We start from the raw sequence: 16974 nt of genomic DNA, 5'->3' as shown, positions 1-16974 counted from the left end.
CCAATAGAGAGCTTCTATCGAACAAATTCGTTTCTCGGGCCGTGAGTTTTGTCCAATAGAGAGCTTCTATCGAACAAATTCGTTGCTCGGCCCGTTTTTTTTGTCCAATAGAGAGCTTCTATCAAACAAATTCTTTGCTAGGATCATGAGTTTTGTCTAATAGAGGTCCCTAAATGAACAAAGTCTTCACCTAGACCCGTCAGTTTTTCGTCTATACATAAAATGAAAGATCACGATGTTTCTTCAATTTGAAGAAGCCTCTTTTTCATGTCTAATCCGCCACGATACCCGGCAAGAGAACCATCTTTCCCAATTACTCGATGACAGGGTACAGAAATTAAGAGTGGATTAGCACCAATTGCAGTGCCAACTGCGCGGACAGCTTTTGGCTTTTGAATGGTGTTAGCGATATCTGTATAAGAAGCTGTGTGACCGTAAGGAATTTTAGTAAGAGCATCCCATACCTGTAGCTGAAATGGTGTTCCATTCATATCCAAGGGAATTGTAAAACTCTTGCGTGAGCCTTTTAAATATTCAATCACTTCCCACACGAAAGGTTGTAATAGTTCATCATTATACTGAAGTGAGTAGCTTGAAAAACGTTTTTTTGTCCAAGCCTCTAAATCCTTATATAGGCCCTCATGTGAACCAACATAACATAGACCTTTTGAAGTTGCTGCAATATGTATTTTCCAATCTAGATATTCGACCAAAGACCAATAGATAGAGTGATCCTTATTATGTTCCATTTGTCACACCTCCGATTTTCATAGTTCTAGTTTCCCATATATCATTGAAATACCTTCATTTCTAGTATACCTCCAAAAATAAATAGTAAGATAGAAAAATAATATCCCTAACCTTCATAGGGATATTAGATTTCATGTAAATACGCTAAGTCTATATAATTTTAAATATATAAATAGTATTCTTAAATGAGATATTCAAGGGGGTATAACCATGATTTCAGACAGACCATCTTATGATACCTATGGTTTTCGTTTTTTAGATACGTTGAACGGTCATTTTTGCCAATTATTTGCTGTTGGCTATGAAAAGGTAACAGATGAAAGTTATTATTGGGATGGTCTTAAGCGTATTGATGGTCCATTATATTTATTCCAATACACTATTTCAGGATTTGGGCAGGTTGAAATTAATGATCATAAGTATCGAGTGGGTTCTGGTTCTGCATTTATGGTTGAAATTCCGAGTGATCATCGATATTATTTGCCTGAGGAAAGTGATTCTTGGGAATTTTATTATGTGTTGTTTCGACCAAACAATGTTTCGCAGCAATGGGAAGACTTAGTTGGAAAAATCGGACATGTTCCTAAAATACCTGAAGACAGCGCAGCCATTCTCTTTTTGAAAAATATATTCCATACAGCTAGTAAAAATCAGATAACAGATGGTTTCAGAGCTTCGGCCATTGTTTATCAATTTGTGATGGAACTATATCGTTTTAGTAATTCATATAAAAAGGAGAAAGACACTTGGCCTAAAAATATTCAAGATGCGGTACTGAATATGGAGAAAAATTATGATTGCCTACAAAGCTTAGAAGAAATAGCCTCAGCAGTTGGGTTATCAAAATATCACTTTACTCGGATCTTTAGAAAAACAACGGGTTACACACCTATCGAGTATTTATCTAAAATTAGAATGGAGAAAGCAGTAAACCTATTGCGTCATACTGATTTATCAATAGATGAGATTGCGAAAAAAATAGGCTATTCAAGCGGGAGTTATTTTATTAAAGTGTTTCGTCAGTGGATTGGATTTCCGCCGGGTGAATTTAGGCTAGGACGTGATCTTGCTTCCGTTAGTCATTTGAAGTTTGACTGAAGACAGGAGCAATATATTACATATGTAAGCAAAAGATTATTGTGGATATAGGCATTTATTCCTTTTAATATATAAGTAGAATAATTATTGTATATAGAAAGGAAATGAGAATATGAAACACTTAGAGTTAGCTAAGACGCCACCAATGGGCTGGAACAGTTGGGATTGCTATGGAGCAACAGTTACAGAGGATGAAGTGAAGGGTAATGCGCAATATATGGCAGACCATCTGAAAGAATATGGTTGGGACTATGTTGTTGTGGACATTCAGTGGTCAGAGCCTGGTGCGGTATCGTCAGCATATAGACCCTTTGTTCCACTTGAAATGGATGAGTATTCTCGCTTAATACCAGCAACGAATCGATTTCCTTCAGCAAAAGATGGAAGGGGTTTCAAAAGCTTAGGTGATTATATTCATGATCTTGGATTGAAGTTCGGAATTCATATCATGCGTGGTATTCCTCGCCAAGCAGTCCATGCAAATACCGCTATTAAGGGAACAACAGTTGGAGCCAGAGACATCGCACATCCAAATTCAATTTGTCCTTGGAATACAGATATGTATGGGGTCGACCCAACAAAAGAGGGTGCTCAAGAATACTATAATTCATTGTTTGAGCTATATGCCCAGTGGGGAGTAGACTTTATTAAAGTAGATGATATTGCTGCATCTCGTTTATATGGAATTCATTTAGCGGAAATAGAAATGATTCGTAAGGCGATTGATCATTGTGGAAGGGATATCGTTCTAAGTCTTTCTCCAGGACCAGCCCCACTTGAGTATGCTGAGGAATTAAAAGCGAATGCTAATATGTGGAGAATGACTGATGACTTCTGGGATTTATGGGAACTCTTATACGGGATGTTCGAGAGATGTGAAAAATGGAGTGAGCATGTAGGTCCTGGAAATTGGCCTGATTGTGATATGTTACCACTTGGACACATTGGAATTCGATCTGTAGATGGTGGAGCAAGTGACCGTTGGACTCGTTTTACGAAGGATGAGCAAATCACGATGATGACGTTATGGAGTATATTTAAGTCTCCGCTTATGTTTGGCGGCGAGCTTCGTGATAATGATGACTGGACTCTTAGTTTACTAACGAATAAAGAGGTACTTTCAATGCACCGCAACATTCATCATATTAAACATGTGTATCGTGAAAATGACAAAATTGTCTGGACTGCAAATGATGAAGATTATACGTATGTTGCGCTATTTAATGCAACAGAAGAGTCTGCTTCAGTGAGTGTTACGTTAGATCAATTAGGACTTACTACTTCTGTTCAAGCAGTAGAACTCTGGACAGGAGAAGTGCTTGGCGTTATTGAGGATCAAATTGAACAAACCATTCCTGCTCATGGAGCTAAGCTTTTTAAATTAAGTTAATCATTTATAAGACATATGAAAAAGGCTATCCAATAAGTGTCTGATACACCGCAATAAGTGGTGCCAGGCACTTATTTTTGTTATAGCCTCTAAAAATGAAGTCTGTTTTTATTTGAAGTGTTCCATTTCTTTTTCTAGAGATTTTGACTGAACGCCCTCTTCGACGACTAATCGAAGTTCTCTATTTAGTGGCAAAGTATATAAGGCAAGTAAAGTCTTTGCATCGAACATTTCATTATTACTGTGTACCCAGATGTCAAAAGTATAGCCAGTTGCAATTTTATTCAACTTCAAAACATCATCTTTATCTTTCAGTTTAAAACTAATAATCATGGATAGCACTCCTTTATTATTGATTATAATCGGAATTTTCGGAATTTCAAGTGATATATGTATCTTAAACTGATGTGTAAATATATGGACACAAACTTTACAAAGCACAAATATAAGTAGAAAAGAGTATATTTAATGAGAGGCCTACTTTAAAAGGAGGGTTAATGATTTATGGGAAAAGAAAAGCACTATAAATTTGAAACAAAAGCTATCCATACAGGTTATGATACAAAGGAACATTTAGATAGCTTAACTCCCCCGATTTACCAAACTTCAACATTTACTTTTTCTACAATACAGCAAGGTGCGAAACGTTTTTCAGGAGCAGAAGAAGGGTATATTTATTCAAGGCTATCAAATCCCACAGTTTCTATACTAGAAGAGAGAATGGCAGATTTAGAAGGTGGAGATAAGGCGATTGCCTTTGGATCTGGTATGGCTGCTGTTTCCGCAGCTCTAATTGGGCTAACTAGAGCAAGTGATCATATCATATGTTCAAAGGGAATCTACGGCTGTACATTTGGTCTACTTCAGATGTTAGAGGAAAAGTACGGTATTGAACATACTTTTTCTGATTTAACAACTGAGGAAGAAATTGTGTCTAATATCCGAGATAACACAAAAATTATCTATATCGAAACCCCGATTAATCCTACCATGAAAGTAATCGATTTAGAACTAGTCGTTCGAGTGGCAAAAACAAAAGGAATTTTAGTAATCATAGATAATACATTTGCAACGCCTTATCTTCAAAAGCCTTTATTGTTAGGATGTGATCTTGTTATTCATAGTGCTACAAAATACCTTGGAGGTCATGGTGATCTAATAGCAGGTATTCTTATTGGTAAAAAAGCTATAGTCGATGAGTTAAAGAAAACGGTTCAAAAAGACATTGGAGGTATTATTTCTCCTTTTGATGCCTGGTTACTACTTCGAGGAATTAAAACATTAGCGGTAAGAATGGATCGACATTGTGAGAATGCAGAGAAAATTGCTGCTAAATTGAAAAACCATTCAAGAGTTAAAGAGGTATACTACCCTGGTGACAAAGATCATCAGGATTATAAGATAATGAGAAAACAAATGAAACGAGGTGGTGGACTACTTTCCTTTGAGCTAAATGGAAGTTATGAGGATGCTGTATCGGTTGTAAATAAATTAAAGCTAATACCAATTGCAGTTAGTCTTGGAGATGCAGAAACCTTGATTCAGCATCCTGCATCCATGACCCATGCAGTTATACCCGAGGAAGTAAGAAAAAATATGGGTATAACAAATGAACTTATTCGGTTATCTGTAGGACTAGAAGCCTGGCAAGATATTTGGGAAGACTTAGAACAAGCGTTAGAATAGGTGCCAGGCACCCCGCTACTAATTGTTAACTGAATCTGAAGAGTATATCCTTATATTTACTTGGCCATTTGTAGCGGTAGCCTGTATGAGAATGGGTTGGTTATGTACATTTTTGAAGGTAAAGTCTGGTCCATACCAGCTTACTGTTGCATCCCTCCCCGGAGGTACATAAGGTACACTCCTACTATGAGAGTATCTTCGTACAATTTGGGCTCCTGCAAGGTCTACTGCATTATATAAGGTGGAGGATACTTGGCAAATTCCTCCACCGACTCCTTCGAAAAGTTCTCCTTTAATAATAATAGGTGCTGGTAGGTACCCTTTTTCTTTTGTTCTTTTTCCGACAACCTGATTAAACGAGAAGATTTCTCCTTGAAATACAACATGATTATTTATAGCTTCAGTGGCAAGAATGATATTGTGAGAGCGACCCTTGTTATGTTTATTATAATAAGTGACATAATGGCCAATTTGTTTCACTCGAATATTGGCAAGAAGCTCACTATCCACTTTTGGATGAATAGTTAAGGCTGGAATTTCAAAAATGTACGACCCTTCATTATAAAAATAGGTAAAGAAACCTTTTGTGAATTTCTCATGGTCAATCTTTAAACCTGGTTTCCCTGGTATTATTTCTCCTTGTTGATTGATGATCGCATTGGTAGGCTCAACAGCAATTTGTTTATTGAGCTTTACAAGAAAATCATTAAACATGACTTCATCAATTAATGGCGTATCAATTATTGATGATGTAAAAGCATCTCTATTAACACTAGCAATTGGTTCCCCATTATGTGTGAGGATTAAATCATTATTTTCATTAGGTAGTGGTAGAATCATTAGTAATATACTCAAAAATAAAGATGTCATAGTAGGTCCCTCCTCACTTTTAGTATGGTTTAGATAGGAGTTTTCATGTTACATATTTGTAATTTAGGATGCATTTAATCTTTGTGCTATTTAATAAATATAGTAGTCCACTTCCACTCCAGATGCGATCTTCTTCCGCGGGGCGGGCGATGAGCCTCCTCGTCGCTTTGCTCCTGTGGGGTCTCATGGGATATCCCACGCATCCCGCAGGAGTCTCGCACCTTCCGTTTCAGTTAACTATATTTGGATACATATAATACTGGTAAGAGTTACTAACTACTCAAAATAGTAAATATACGCCTCAAGTCGTAGGTGATGATAGATTTTAGGTCTATTGAGATAAAGTGATGTCTAGTATATGTTTAATAGTATAAAATTCCCTTTTGTTAGAATGAAACTTTCAATGGGATGAACCGTAAAGTAAGATATGTATAAAGTTAGGGGAGATTCGTATGAATCGATTTTTATCAATTATGTTTAAAGGTTTTATCAGTATAAATGCAACAATAATTACTTGGCTAGTCAGTTTTTTTGCTTTCGATCAAAGCTTCTTGCTTTCATCTAGTTTCTCCGTTGCAGGTGGGATTGTAATGTATGCGATCAGTTCTTCAATCATGAAAATAAGATTTATGAAAAAAAGCGGTGTGACCAGAAAAGAATATCGTTACATTCAAGAAAATCTAGCTGAAGCAAAACAAAAAATCTTTAGATTAAACAAGGCTCTCATTTCAATACGACACGTACCTTCATGGAAACAGAGAATAGATCTTATAAGAATGACACGTAAAATATATTCAATTACTAAAAATGAGCCTAAAAGATTTTATAGAGCAGATTCATTTTTCTTTTCTCATTTGGATTCTGCAGTAGAACTATCAGAACGTTACGTGTTTTTATCTTCACAACCAAAGAGAAATGATGAGATAGAACGGGCCTTAACTGATACAAGAGAAACGCTAGAGAATCTAACTAAAACAATTGAACAAGATCTGTATGATCTGATTTCTAATGATCTTGATCAACTTCATTTTGAAATAGATGTAGCCAAAAATACACTAAAGAATAAAAAAGATATAAAAATAAATGATGAAAGTAGGAAGTTGAAATGAATGAATATAATTCATCAACAGAAAAGGAATCAGTAACAGGAAATTTAATGGATGAGCTTCTATCAAACCCATTCAATGTGAAGGATGAAATAGAAAACCGTTCTTTAGAAGAAGTGAAATCGAATCGTTTGATTGATGTTATTCCACCAGAAAATAGGGAAAAGGCATACCAGCTAGCAAATCAAATTGATCCTAAAAATCATCAAGCAATGATCACTTATGGAACCCAAGCTCAATCCAAAATGTTAACCTTCTCCAATCAAATGATTGAGCATGTTCAAAAGAAGGATATCGGTGAGATTGGTGAGATTATAAACGACTTGATGAAACAGTTTAATGAAGTTAACCCAGATGAACTGAAGCCAGAGAAAAAGACAATGTTGGGAAGAATGTTTGGAAGGGTATCTGGTTCCTTGCAAGAGGTTATGTCAAAATATCAAAAAACAGGTGCGCAAATTGATCGAATTAGTGTCAAATTAGATCGTAGTAAGAACATCCTTATGTCAGATATAATGATGTTGGAAAAGCTTTTTGAGAATAATAAAGAGTATTTCGATGCTCTTAATGTGTACATTGCCGCGGGTGAATTAAAATATGAAGAACTTACAATGAAAGTAATTCCCCAGTTAAAAAAGGAAGCAGAGCTATCTAATAATCAAATGAAGGTTCAAGAAGTGAATGATATGATGCAATTTGCAGATCGTTTGGATAAAAGGGTGCATGACTTAAAGTTAAGCCGGGAGATGACCATACAAAGTGCACCGCAAATTCGATTAATTCAAAATACGAATCAGGCTCTTGTGGAGAAAATACAATCCTCGATTATGACTGCTATTCCGTTATGGAAAAACCAGATTGGAATTGCGCTAACATTAATCAGACAGCGTGATGCAGTTGAAGCTCAAAAACTAGTCTCAAAAACAACGAATGATCTGCTCCTGAAAAATGCTGAAATGTTAAAGACAAATACAGTTGAGATTGCCAAAGAAAATGAGCGAGGGCTTATTGACATAGAAACATTAAAGAAAACAAAAGAAAACATTATCTCGACTCTTGAGGAAACCTTAAGGATTCAAGAGGAAGGACGAAACAAGCGCCGAAATGCGGAACATGAACTTGCTACAATGGAAACTGACTTGCGACAGAAGCTTTTACAGATTAAGGGGTAAGATCAATAGTATGAGGTAATAGAATAGGATGGTGAGGGATTAAAAATGAAATTAGTCATTATTGGTGGAGACGCTGCAGGTATGAGTGCTGCTATGCAAATCGTCCGTAATAGTACAAATCATGAAATCACAGTGTTAGAAAAGGGCGGAATTTATTCATATGGTCAGTGTGGTCTTCCTTATGTCATCAGCGGTAAAATTGAGTCTACTGATCGGTTAATTGCTCGAACACAAGAAGAATTTAGAGATAAATATGGGATAGATGCCCGGATTTTTCATGAAGTAAACTCCATTAATCCTAAAACGAAAACGGTTAGTGGTATAGATCACAATACAGGTATGACTTTTGATCTCGCTTATGATCGCCTTCTCATTGCAACAGGGGTTAGCCCTGTTGTACCTGATTGGGAAGGTGTAAGTCTTGAAGGAGTCTTCACCTTGAAAACAATTCCAGATGCTCGAAAGATGATTGAATACATAAACAGAGATGTTCAAAATGTGACGGTAATCGGTGGAGGGTATATCGGTCTTGAAATGGCTGAAAGCTTTGCTGACTTAGGGAAGAAAGTTACCTTGATTGAGAGAAATGAACAGCTTGCAAAAATATTTGATAAAGACATGGCAGATTTTATCCATGAAGAAGCAGAAAAGAATAAAGTTGTGTTAAAACTTGAAGAATCAGTAGAAGCATTTTATGGGAATGAACGTGTTCAATCAGTAAAAACGAACAAAGGGGAATATCAATCAGATCTCGTACTTATCGCCGTTGGCGTAAAAACAAATACTTCATTTTTAGATGGGACTGGAATCGTTACTGGGATAAATGGAGCTATTAGAGTGAATGCGTTCATGGAAACAAATGTGGATGATATTTACGCGGCAGGTGACTGTGCAACACAATTCCACCGTATAAAAGAAAAGGAGGACCATATTCCACTAGGAACACATGCAAACAAGCAAGGACAAATTGCCGGATTAAATATGATTGATATAAGTAAGTCTTTTAAAGGTGTCGTAGGAAGTTCGATTATTAAATTTTTTAGTTTAACCCTTGGCCGTACTGGGATTTCTGAAAGTGAAGCTAGTTTATTAAATATACCAGTTAAGTCTGCTACAATTAAAGCAACAGATATTGCTGGGTACTATCCGGATCGTAAACAAATGACCATAAAATTAACCTATCATTCAGAATCGAGAAAGTTGTTAGGGGCTCAAGTGATTGGGGAGAATGGAGTTGATAAGCGAATCGATGTCTTGGCGACTGCATTATTTCATTCCATGAAGATAGAAGAATTACTTGATTTGGATTTATCTTATGCACCTCCATACAACGGAGTGTGGGACCCGATTCAACAGGCTGCTAGACGAGTATAATTTTAGATAAACCTCTATTATTACTTTTTTTGTAAAAATTGAGCAAAAATATAGTTAAAATTACCTAGATGATGGTACAATGTGTTTGTAGGTAATTTTAACTTTAAATATATCTTATGATAATGGCAAATCTATTGAAAGATAGAGACGCAAAGCTACGGGTCTAACACTATTACAGTCATGACAGCCGGGTTACCAAGAAGAGTAATAATTGTCTTCTTTACTGTGTCCACTTTCTATAGATTGTGGACTATTGTTATTTAAATGGGGATCTGGAAGATGACAAATTTAGTATTTTTTACGGCAGGGTTCATAATTGGTGTTTTAATTCTTTGTATCTATATAATCTTTGATCGGAGAAACTTAAAGAGTAAATTTGAGGATGAAGTGAAATTTTATCAATTAGTTGAAAGCTCTAAGGATGTTTTATACCATTATGAGGTGAAACCTGAGTTCAAATTTAGATATATAAGCCCCTCACTTGAATATTTATTAGGGGAAGGAACCATTGAAATGGCTTATAATGATCCATACGCAGTATTTGAACATATTCATCCAGATGATTATCAAACGTTGTATAACAAGGTTCATGGGGATCTCGACTATAGTCAACCTATTACACAAAGGTGGCGTAATGACAAAGGAAACTATGTTTGGTTTGAGGAATATGCCACTCCGATCTATCATCATGGAGTTCTAGTTGCAATAAAAGGCGTAATGAGAAACATGACAAATCAAATCAAACTTCAACAGGATTTAGAATATCAAATCACTCATGATGATTTAACGGGTCTATATAATAGAAGATACCTTTCACAGCAATTGGATGAGTTAGATGAAAAGAAAAATGAACCATGTGGTTTAATTGTCTGTGATTTGGATGACCTAAAGAAAGTGAATGATTCACGAGGTCATAAAATGGGTGATCAGTTGATCATAGAAGCAGCTAAAATTTTAGAAAGTATTTCAAAGGATAATGTAATTGTTTCAAGACTTGGTGGAGATGAATTTGCAATTCTAGTCACTTGTAATAATGAAGCTCAAATTGAATTAATGATTGAGGAGATCTTAAATAAAGTGAATCGTTATAACTCGGTAAAAGATTCAATACTTAAGATTAGTATATCAATCGGGTATGCATTTTCTAGCTATTCAATTGGGATGGTTGAAGAATTATTTAATATTGCTGATAAGAATATGTACAAGGAAAAAAATAGTAAAAAGTTTGTTGTCTAATCACTAGAACGACATAGAGCGTCCTCGGTCAATCCGGGAGGTTTATATCTTACAGGAGACTAACTTTACAACTGAAATGGATCGAGGGGAAATCAACATGTATTTAACAATAAAAGAAACCGCAGATTATTTGTCTACCTCTGAAGCATATATAAAGAATTTAATTTCTCAAAATAAAATACGAGCTATTCATGATGGTGAACAGTACCTTATTTATAAAGAACAATTTAATACACACCTAGATCAATTAGAGAAATATAAAATATACGTAGAGGAAATCTTGAATGAACCGATACCTGAAGATATAGATGTAAAGGACGAAGATTAATAAAAAATCATAGAGAATGTCAGTTTAGAAGAGTATTCAAATACAAAGGCTGTTGTACTAAGTTGCAACAGCCTTTTGTATGCTTGGGAAGCGTAAGTTATATCTTAAAAAAGTGATATTGTAGAAATTAAGTATGAAAAAATGTATAATTAATTGTGAATTTTTAGTGACTGTTTTCTCTTTTGGAGGAAATTAAAATGAATAAAACCGATATGAGGATCTTATCTCATCAGAGATTTGATGAAAATGGGAAAAAGAGCACAAGGGAGGACAACTATTATCACCTTATATAACTATTCCGATAATGTCGAAAAATGTAGAAAAAACGCAGATAATGATAGCAATTAGTTGTTTTTTTTGTATAATCATTATAGACCCTTAAATAAATCTAAATTGAGGAGTGTATCGATGGTACGGCAAAAAAAACAACTAAGAATCATACTTTTGATAACGATCATAATAGCTGTAAGTTTTTTTACCTCGCTCATAGTGAAGACAAAAGGAATATTAGTAGAGGATAAAGAAGTTAACTCGAAAGGGAAGATAACAATCTTAACTTCTGACCGAATTGTAGATCAAAGCTGGGGGAGCCTTGCATACAAAGGGAAGTTGCAAATTGAAGAGAAATTCCCTGTTACGGTTGAATTACTTAGTGAGATTCATTCTAATCAATTAATAGAGGAATCAGTTGAAAAAGCTATTGAAAACGGTTCGGAAATTATTATAGGACATGGACGAGAATTTACAGATGTGTTTACGGAATATGCCCCCTCCTATCCGACAACAAGATTTGTAACAATTCACGGAAAAGCAAGCCACCCTAACCAAACGGTTTATTCATTTGACCATGCTGAAATTGAATACTTTGCTGCATTGGCAGCATCACTTAAGACGAAAACCAAACATGTAGCAGTCATAGATGGGTTCGATAATCGAGCAAATAATATTGAGTTTGAAACAGGGTTAAAACATTATGATCCAGAAATAAAGTCTACCTATCAATTTGTAGAGGATAGAAAAGATGGAGAAAATGCGTTTGAAATTGCGCAAGATCTTATTAATCAAGGGGTAGACGTCATTTATTCAAAAGGAAATTCCTTCAATCGAGAGGTGATTGATCTCGCAAAAGAAGAAGGGATATCTATCATTGGTTATCTCGACGATCAATCATATATGGGACCAGACCAAGTGCTGACTAGTGTTATTAATGATGTGCCACAGATTTATGTGGCGATTATGAATGACCACTTTAGTGAGACAGGGATTCCTCCGGGAAAGATTATGTTAGGAAAGAATGATCATATTTATGAACTAGCACCATTTGGACCAATGTATACTGAGGAAGAAAAGCAATATATCCATTCAGAAATTGAACGATATTATCGAGGAGAGCTTATATTTGATTCTCCAAAACAGTGAGGGAGATCGTTTGAGAGGATTAAGTAAAGATATGTCATTCCAAAGTAAAATACTATCTGTTCTTTTAACAATCATCATACTATTAAGCGGCTTTTCACTTTTTCTAGTTCAGAAGATTGATTCGATTAATTCTGTTAGTACGATGATTAAGGATGAGAATATTCCAGAAATGGTGTGGCTTTCCCATTGGGAGAAAGAACTAATGATAAAAGAATTTATTGTTGGAGATTATTTATCTGGGAATTCACCAACCCTTTCCTCGAATCTCTTTGAAAATCCTCAACACGAAGAGGAACAAATTGAAGGGGAGATTCCAGACACACTTCTTTCGTATAAAAGAGAGCTAGATTTACTGGATTTTATGATTGTAAATAATGCTCAATATCTTATCTTATTTGGTGAAGTGGGAGAAGCAAAAACATACATTGAGCAAGATTACTTTCCCCAGCTGTACATCATGAAACAAAAAATATCAGACAAGCTAAAAGAAACAATTAATTCTCTAAATAACCATACAGATAAGTTCTCAGTTATTATTGAGCAGTCTTTATGGCTATTACTGACGTTAACTGTATTATCTGTTACTATATCAATTATAGCTGCATATCGTATTAGTGCTAGTTTAACAAGACCGGTAGAAGCAATGGTTAGTAAAGTAGACAGAATAGCAAATGGAGAATATGGATTAACAATTGAGGGGAAAAGTCAGATTGAATTAGAGCATTTAACAAGCTCAATCAACCAAATGTCAATTAAGTTAGAAGAGTCCTTTCTAACCATTCTGTCTGACAAAACCTATCGAGAGCAGATTCTTGACTCTTTACCAGTTGGAATTATTGTGTTAGATTACAAAACATCATTAATGTCTCTCAATACATCAGGAAAGGCACTCCTTCAAATAGATGAATCTCGTTTGAATAATAAAGAGATCCACTGCAATGAGAATCAAGAATTTTGGAATCTCATCTCAACACAACAGTTATGTAAAAACAAAAAAGTATCTTATGAGACGGTAAAAGGAAAGTCTGAATTTTTATTTTCTCATTCAGAACTTCTTGATCAAGATAAGACAGGGATTGGGAGAATCTTTTATTTTATAGATATTACAGAGAATGCTGAATTAGAGAAGCGAATGCATCAATCAGAAAAGTTAGCATTAGTTGGAGAAATCGCAGCAGGGGCAGCGCATGAAATTAGAAACCCTTTAGCCGTTATCCATGGCTTCTTATCGCTAATGAATCAAACCTTTTCTGAAAAGGATAGAGAACAATTCCATCTAGCTTTGTTAATTAAAGAAATAGATCGTATAAACCTAATTGTTGAAGAGATGTTACTTCAGGCAAAGCCAGGGGCACCAGTTCTAAGAGAGGTAAGTGTAATTAATATCTTCAATGAGGTACTTCCACTAATGGAACACTTATTTGACCATGAGGAAGTTAAATTTATCACTGACTTTGATGACCAGAGGTTATATGTTGACAGTAAACAGATTAAACAAGCAATTTACAATCTCATTCGCAATAGTTTAGATGCCATGGATGGGAAAGGCACAATCAATATATACTCAAAGACTACTCCCCAAAGGTATCAATTGTATATCAAAGATAGTGGACCCGGAATACAGGATCACATGAAAACTTCGCTATTTGAGCCATTTTCTAGCTCAAAGGAAAGTGGAACAGGCTTAGGGTTAACAATCGTTCAAAGGATTGTTGAAAATCATGGAGGGGAAATTGCTGTGTTTGAAACTTCTGAGAAGGGTACAACGTTTATCATTACACTACCAATTAAATTATAGGAAAGGGTGCCATGTGTAAAAATAGGGCACCCATTTTATTTTTTGTAGCTTTTAGTATAAAGATAATCTACTCCCATGTTCGTAATTCCCCTTTTTCTCTTTTTAGTGTCATTTCCCCGACTACTTCTTTTCCACAAATCGTTCCTATGTGTTGAAGCATTTCTTCCCAGTTCAATTGAAAGGGGAGGAATGGAAGTGGATAAATCCTTTTATGTTGTTCATTTTTTACTATAATTTCAATAATAGGAGAGCCGTTCATTTTCCCTTTCCGTATCTCCCCGATTCTAGAAAGTAAGATATGATGTCTTTTCATACCAGCCAATTTTAAAATTAACTCTTTTTCATTTAAAATAATTCGTTGGCTCTTAATTAAAAAATAAAGGCTGCTGCAGCAGAAAATATAAATTAAACTGACTTTTAAAAAAAGAGTCCATTCTCGGACATTTGATTGATCATATGTGTTTAAGACACTACCGAAAACAGCTACAATTAAATAAACGATTCCCATGGTCTTCAAAATCCCTTTGGTATTCGGGTAAAACACCTTTTCTGTCAATTTAACCCTCCGTTCTAAAGTAATACTACTTCTTTATTTTTACCCAAAGTAAATCTTTTTAAATGTCCACTTATCATATTTATACTAAAAATTACAGTTTGGTGTGTTAGCCTTTAAGGGTAATTTCCTCCCTATATAATTTCGTAAAAAGTTAAAAATTGTTCACTATTTCACAAAGATTTTTCTATATAATGGTTATATAGTGAGTTAACTTGTAAGAAGGGATTTGATTACATGGGTTTTTATAAGCCCCAAGAAATTGCAAGATATACTGTTGAATCAGGATATAAAAAGGCAAACTTACAATGGATTGAATCTGTCATTCTAGGTTTTCAGGCAGGAGCATTTATCGCGTTAGGTTTTCTTTTATATATTAGAGTTACAGCAAATTTACCAACTGATTGGGGAAGCTTTTCTACCTTTATCGGTGCTTCCCTTTTCCCAGTAGGATTAATCCTCGTATTAATTGGAGGAGGAGAGCTTTTAACAGGAAATATGATGGCTGTACCTTTAGCGAGGATGGCTAAGCAAATAAATACAAAGCAAGTAATAACTAACATCGCACTTATTACAAGTAGCAACTTTATAGGTGCACTTTTCGTAGCCTATTTCTTTGGCCATATTGTTGGCTTAACTGAGCAAGAACCTTATTTAGCAATGACTCTTAATCTAGCAGAACATAAAGTTCATGTTAGTTTTCTTCAGGCATTTGTTTCTGGTATCGGCTGTAATTGGCTGGTAGCGTCTGCGGTATGGTTATCTTATGGGTCAAAGGATATTGGTGGCAAAATACTTGGGATATGGTTTCCTACCATGGCATTTGTGGCCATAGGGTTTCAACACGTAGTAGCGAATATGTTCCTTATTCCTGCAGCCATTTTTGCCGGAGTTTTGACATGGTTACAATTTATTCAGAATTTTGTTCCAGTTTTCTTAGGTAATGCGGTTGGTGGAGGAATCTTTGTGGCTGGAATTTATTGGATGGCTTATCTGAGCAATCAAAAGAGCGAAAAAATCACAAAAAATAGTATAGAAGAGAATCCAATAGCCTTTTTGAGAGAAAGTAAAAGGTGAAAGAGGCAGACACTTCATTGGAAATAACCAACAATTTTCTTGTGAAGTGTCTGTTTAATATCCTCTTTAGTACCCTTTATTATAATCCAATAGATTTATTGAAGGTTTTTGCCCTTTTAGGTAATTCTTCAAATTAGGAATAAAGATATCCTCAATAACCCGTTGATTGTAATATTCAGTTGCTCCTGATGTATGAGGTGTAATAATGACATTATTTAGTTCCCATAACGGATTATCTTGGGGAAGAGGCTCTTTCTCGAACACATCAAGACCGGCACCTGCAATTTGACCTTGTTCTAAAGCTTGTATCAGTTCTTCCTCAATTACGATTTCACCCCTACCTATATTGACTAATAAAGCAGAAGTCTTCATTAAACTAAACTGTTTTGATCCAAATAATTGATAGGTTTCATCTGTCAAAGGAAGGGTAATGACGACAAAATCACAGTGTGGAAGCATATCATTCAATTGAGCTAATGTGTACATTTGATCTACATATTGTTCAGATTTACCAGAATGACGGAAACCAATCACATGCATTCCAAATGCTTTTGCGATTTTAGCAGTTTCTTTACCAATTGCGCCAACCCCAAGGATTCCAATTGTCTTCTCATGTATTTCACCTTTAATGTTCGAATGATGCCATGTTTTCTTTTCTTGATTACGGACATATTCATTAATCTTTCGGATCAAGCCTAACAATAGCGCAAAGATTGTCTCTGAGATCGGATATGCATGAACACCGTTCGCTGTGGTAATAATCATTCCTCTATTCTCCATTTCTCTAAGAGGAAGACTGTTTACTCCAGCACTCCATGCTTGCAACCATTTCAATTCGGCTTGATTATGTATACAAGTGTGTGCGATTTCTTTTTTCCATCCCGCAATAATTTCTGCATCCTTCAGGTGACTTTCCCATGAAGTGGGATCCTTACTGATAATTACATCCCAGTTTGGTATGATTTCCATAATTGATCTTTTTAATCTTTCATCAAGATCATGTGTAATGATTAGTTTTTGAGCCATATTCGACCTCCTATGTGTAATGTATTACTATCATATCAGAAATAAATAAAATTGATAAAAATGAAATGTGAACATCAAACATCCTATCCTA

At 35.3% G+C, this 16974-nt stretch carries 16 protein-coding genes and 1 riboswitch; of the genes, 11 read left to right on the top strand and 5 right to left on the bottom strand.

Annotated elements, in window-relative coordinates:
* Positions 1-230: 230 nt before the first annotated feature.
* Positions 231-749: a methylated-DNA--[protein]-cysteine S-methyltransferase gene (locus BLQ56_RS15295; protein WP_090856161.1), complete on the bottom strand. Its 519-nt coding sequence runs from the start codon at positions 747-749 to the stop codon at positions 231-233.
* 211 nt (positions 750-960) lie between these two features.
* Between BLQ56_RS15295 and BLQ56_RS15290 the strand changes: the two genes are divergently transcribed.
* Together BLQ56_RS15290 and BLQ56_RS15285 are read left to right on the top strand one after the other, a co-directional pair.
* Positions 961-1848, top strand: a complete 888-nt coding sequence (locus tag BLQ56_RS15290; protein ID WP_090856158.1) for an AraC family transcriptional regulator — start codon at positions 961-963, stop codon at positions 1846-1848.
* Between the two features lie 112 nt (positions 1849-1960).
* Positions 1961-3238 carry a glycoside hydrolase family 27 protein gene (locus BLQ56_RS15285; RefSeq protein WP_090856155.1) on the top strand — a complete coding sequence of 426 codons (1278 nt, stop codon included), beginning with the start codon at positions 1961-1963 and terminating at the stop codon, positions 3236-3238.
* Positions 3239-3346: 108 nt separating this feature from the next.
* Here BLQ56_RS15285 and BLQ56_RS15280 read toward each other — a convergent pair whose 3' ends face one another.
* The gene (locus BLQ56_RS15280) at positions 3347-3571 is read right to left on the bottom strand and encodes a hypothetical protein (protein ID WP_090856152.1); all 225 of its coding nucleotides are present in this window, start codon (positions 3569-3571) and stop codon (positions 3347-3349) included.
* A gap of 171 nt (positions 3572-3742) precedes the next feature.
* Here BLQ56_RS15280 and megL point away from each other — a divergent pair, with 171 nt between their 5' ends.
* Positions 3743-4924 carry a methionine gamma-lyase gene (megL, locus tag BLQ56_RS15275; RefSeq protein ID WP_090856149.1) on the top strand — a complete coding sequence of 394 codons (1182 nt, stop codon included), beginning with the start codon at positions 3743-3745 and terminating at the stop codon, positions 4922-4924.
* Between the two features lie 18 nt (positions 4925-4942).
* Here megL and BLQ56_RS15270 read toward each other — a convergent pair whose 3' ends face one another.
* Positions 4943-5794 (bottom strand): VanW family protein, encoded by an 852-nt coding sequence (locus tag BLQ56_RS15270; protein WP_090856146.1) that lies wholly within the window; start codon positions 5792-5794, stop codon positions 4943-4945.
* A gap of 452 nt (positions 5795-6246) precedes the next feature.
* On the opposite strand from BLQ56_RS15270, the gene BLQ56_RS15265 reads away from it, so the two are divergent.
* The 7 genes from BLQ56_RS15265 to BLQ56_RS15235 all read left to right on the top strand — a co-directional run bounded on the left by BLQ56_RS15265 (position 6247) and on the right by BLQ56_RS15235 (position 14227).
* The gene (locus tag BLQ56_RS15265) at positions 6247-6903 is read left to right on the top strand and encodes a 5-bromo-4-chloroindolyl phosphate hydrolysis family protein (protein ID WP_090856144.1); all 657 of its coding nucleotides are present in this window, start codon (positions 6247-6249) and stop codon (positions 6901-6903) included.
* Positions 6900-8072 carry a toxic anion resistance protein gene (locus BLQ56_RS15260; RefSeq protein WP_090856141.1) on the top strand — a complete coding sequence of 391 codons (1173 nt, stop codon included), beginning with the start codon at positions 6900-6902 and terminating at the stop codon, positions 8070-8072. The genes BLQ56_RS15265 and BLQ56_RS15260 overlap by 4 nt, the downstream gene beginning before the upstream one ends.
* A gap of 45 nt (positions 8073-8117) precedes the next feature.
* Complete coding sequence (locus tag BLQ56_RS15255) at positions 8118-9446, top strand: FAD-dependent oxidoreductase (protein ID WP_090856137.1); 1329 nt, start codon at positions 8118-8120, stop codon at positions 9444-9446.
* Between the two features lie 114 nt (positions 9447-9560).
* Positions 9561-9646: riboswitch (cyclic di-GMP riboswitch) on the top strand.
* A gap of 79 nt (positions 9647-9725) precedes the next feature.
* Positions 9726-10682, top strand: coding sequence for a sensor domain-containing diguanylate cyclase (locus tag BLQ56_RS15250; protein ID WP_175490326.1), 957 nt, complete (start codon positions 9726-9728; stop codon positions 10680-10682).
* A gap of 97 nt (positions 10683-10779) precedes the next feature.
* Complete coding sequence (locus BLQ56_RS15245) at positions 10780-11010, top strand: excisionase family DNA-binding protein (protein ID WP_090856131.1); 231 nt, start codon at positions 10780-10782, stop codon at positions 11008-11010.
* Between the two features lie 408 nt (positions 11011-11418).
* Positions 11419-12429, top strand: a complete 1011-nt coding sequence (locus BLQ56_RS15240; RefSeq protein WP_090856128.1) for a BMP family ABC transporter substrate-binding protein — start codon at positions 11419-11421, stop codon at positions 12427-12429.
* Positions 12410-14227 (top strand): sensor histidine kinase, encoded by a 1818-nt coding sequence (locus tag BLQ56_RS15235; RefSeq protein ID WP_238457282.1) that lies wholly within the window; start codon positions 12410-12412, stop codon positions 14225-14227. Before BLQ56_RS15240 ends, BLQ56_RS15235 begins: the two co-directional genes overlap by 20 nt.
* Positions 14228-14294: 67 nt before the next feature.
* Here BLQ56_RS15235 and BLQ56_RS15230 read toward each other — a convergent pair whose 3' ends face one another.
* Positions 14295-14783 (bottom strand): hypothetical protein, encoded by a 489-nt coding sequence (locus BLQ56_RS15230; protein ID WP_090856126.1) that lies wholly within the window; start codon positions 14781-14783, stop codon positions 14295-14297.
* Positions 14784-15017: 234 nt separating this feature from the next.
* Here BLQ56_RS15230 and BLQ56_RS15225 point away from each other — a divergent pair, with 234 nt between their 5' ends.
* Positions 15018-15857: a formate/nitrite transporter family protein gene (locus BLQ56_RS15225; protein WP_090856123.1), complete on the top strand. Its 840-nt coding sequence runs from the start codon at positions 15018-15020 to the stop codon at positions 15855-15857.
* A 66-nt stretch (positions 15858-15923) separates the two neighbouring features.
* Here the strand turns inward: BLQ56_RS15225 and BLQ56_RS15220 are convergent, their stop codons facing one another.
* Entirely contained in the window at positions 15924-16883 is a 960-nt protein-coding gene (locus BLQ56_RS15220) for a D-2-hydroxyacid dehydrogenase (RefSeq protein ID WP_090856120.1), read from the bottom strand.
* Positions 16884-16974 lie beyond the last annotated feature (91 nt).

It is taken from the genome of Litchfieldia salsa, assembly GCF_900104555.1.
Taxonomy (GTDB): domain Bacteria; phylum Bacillota; class Bacilli; order Bacillales; family Bacillaceae_L; genus Litchfieldia; species Litchfieldia salsa.
The sequence above is the reverse complement of the archived record's forward strand: the minus strand, read 5'-3'. Positions and strand labels throughout refer to the sequence as shown.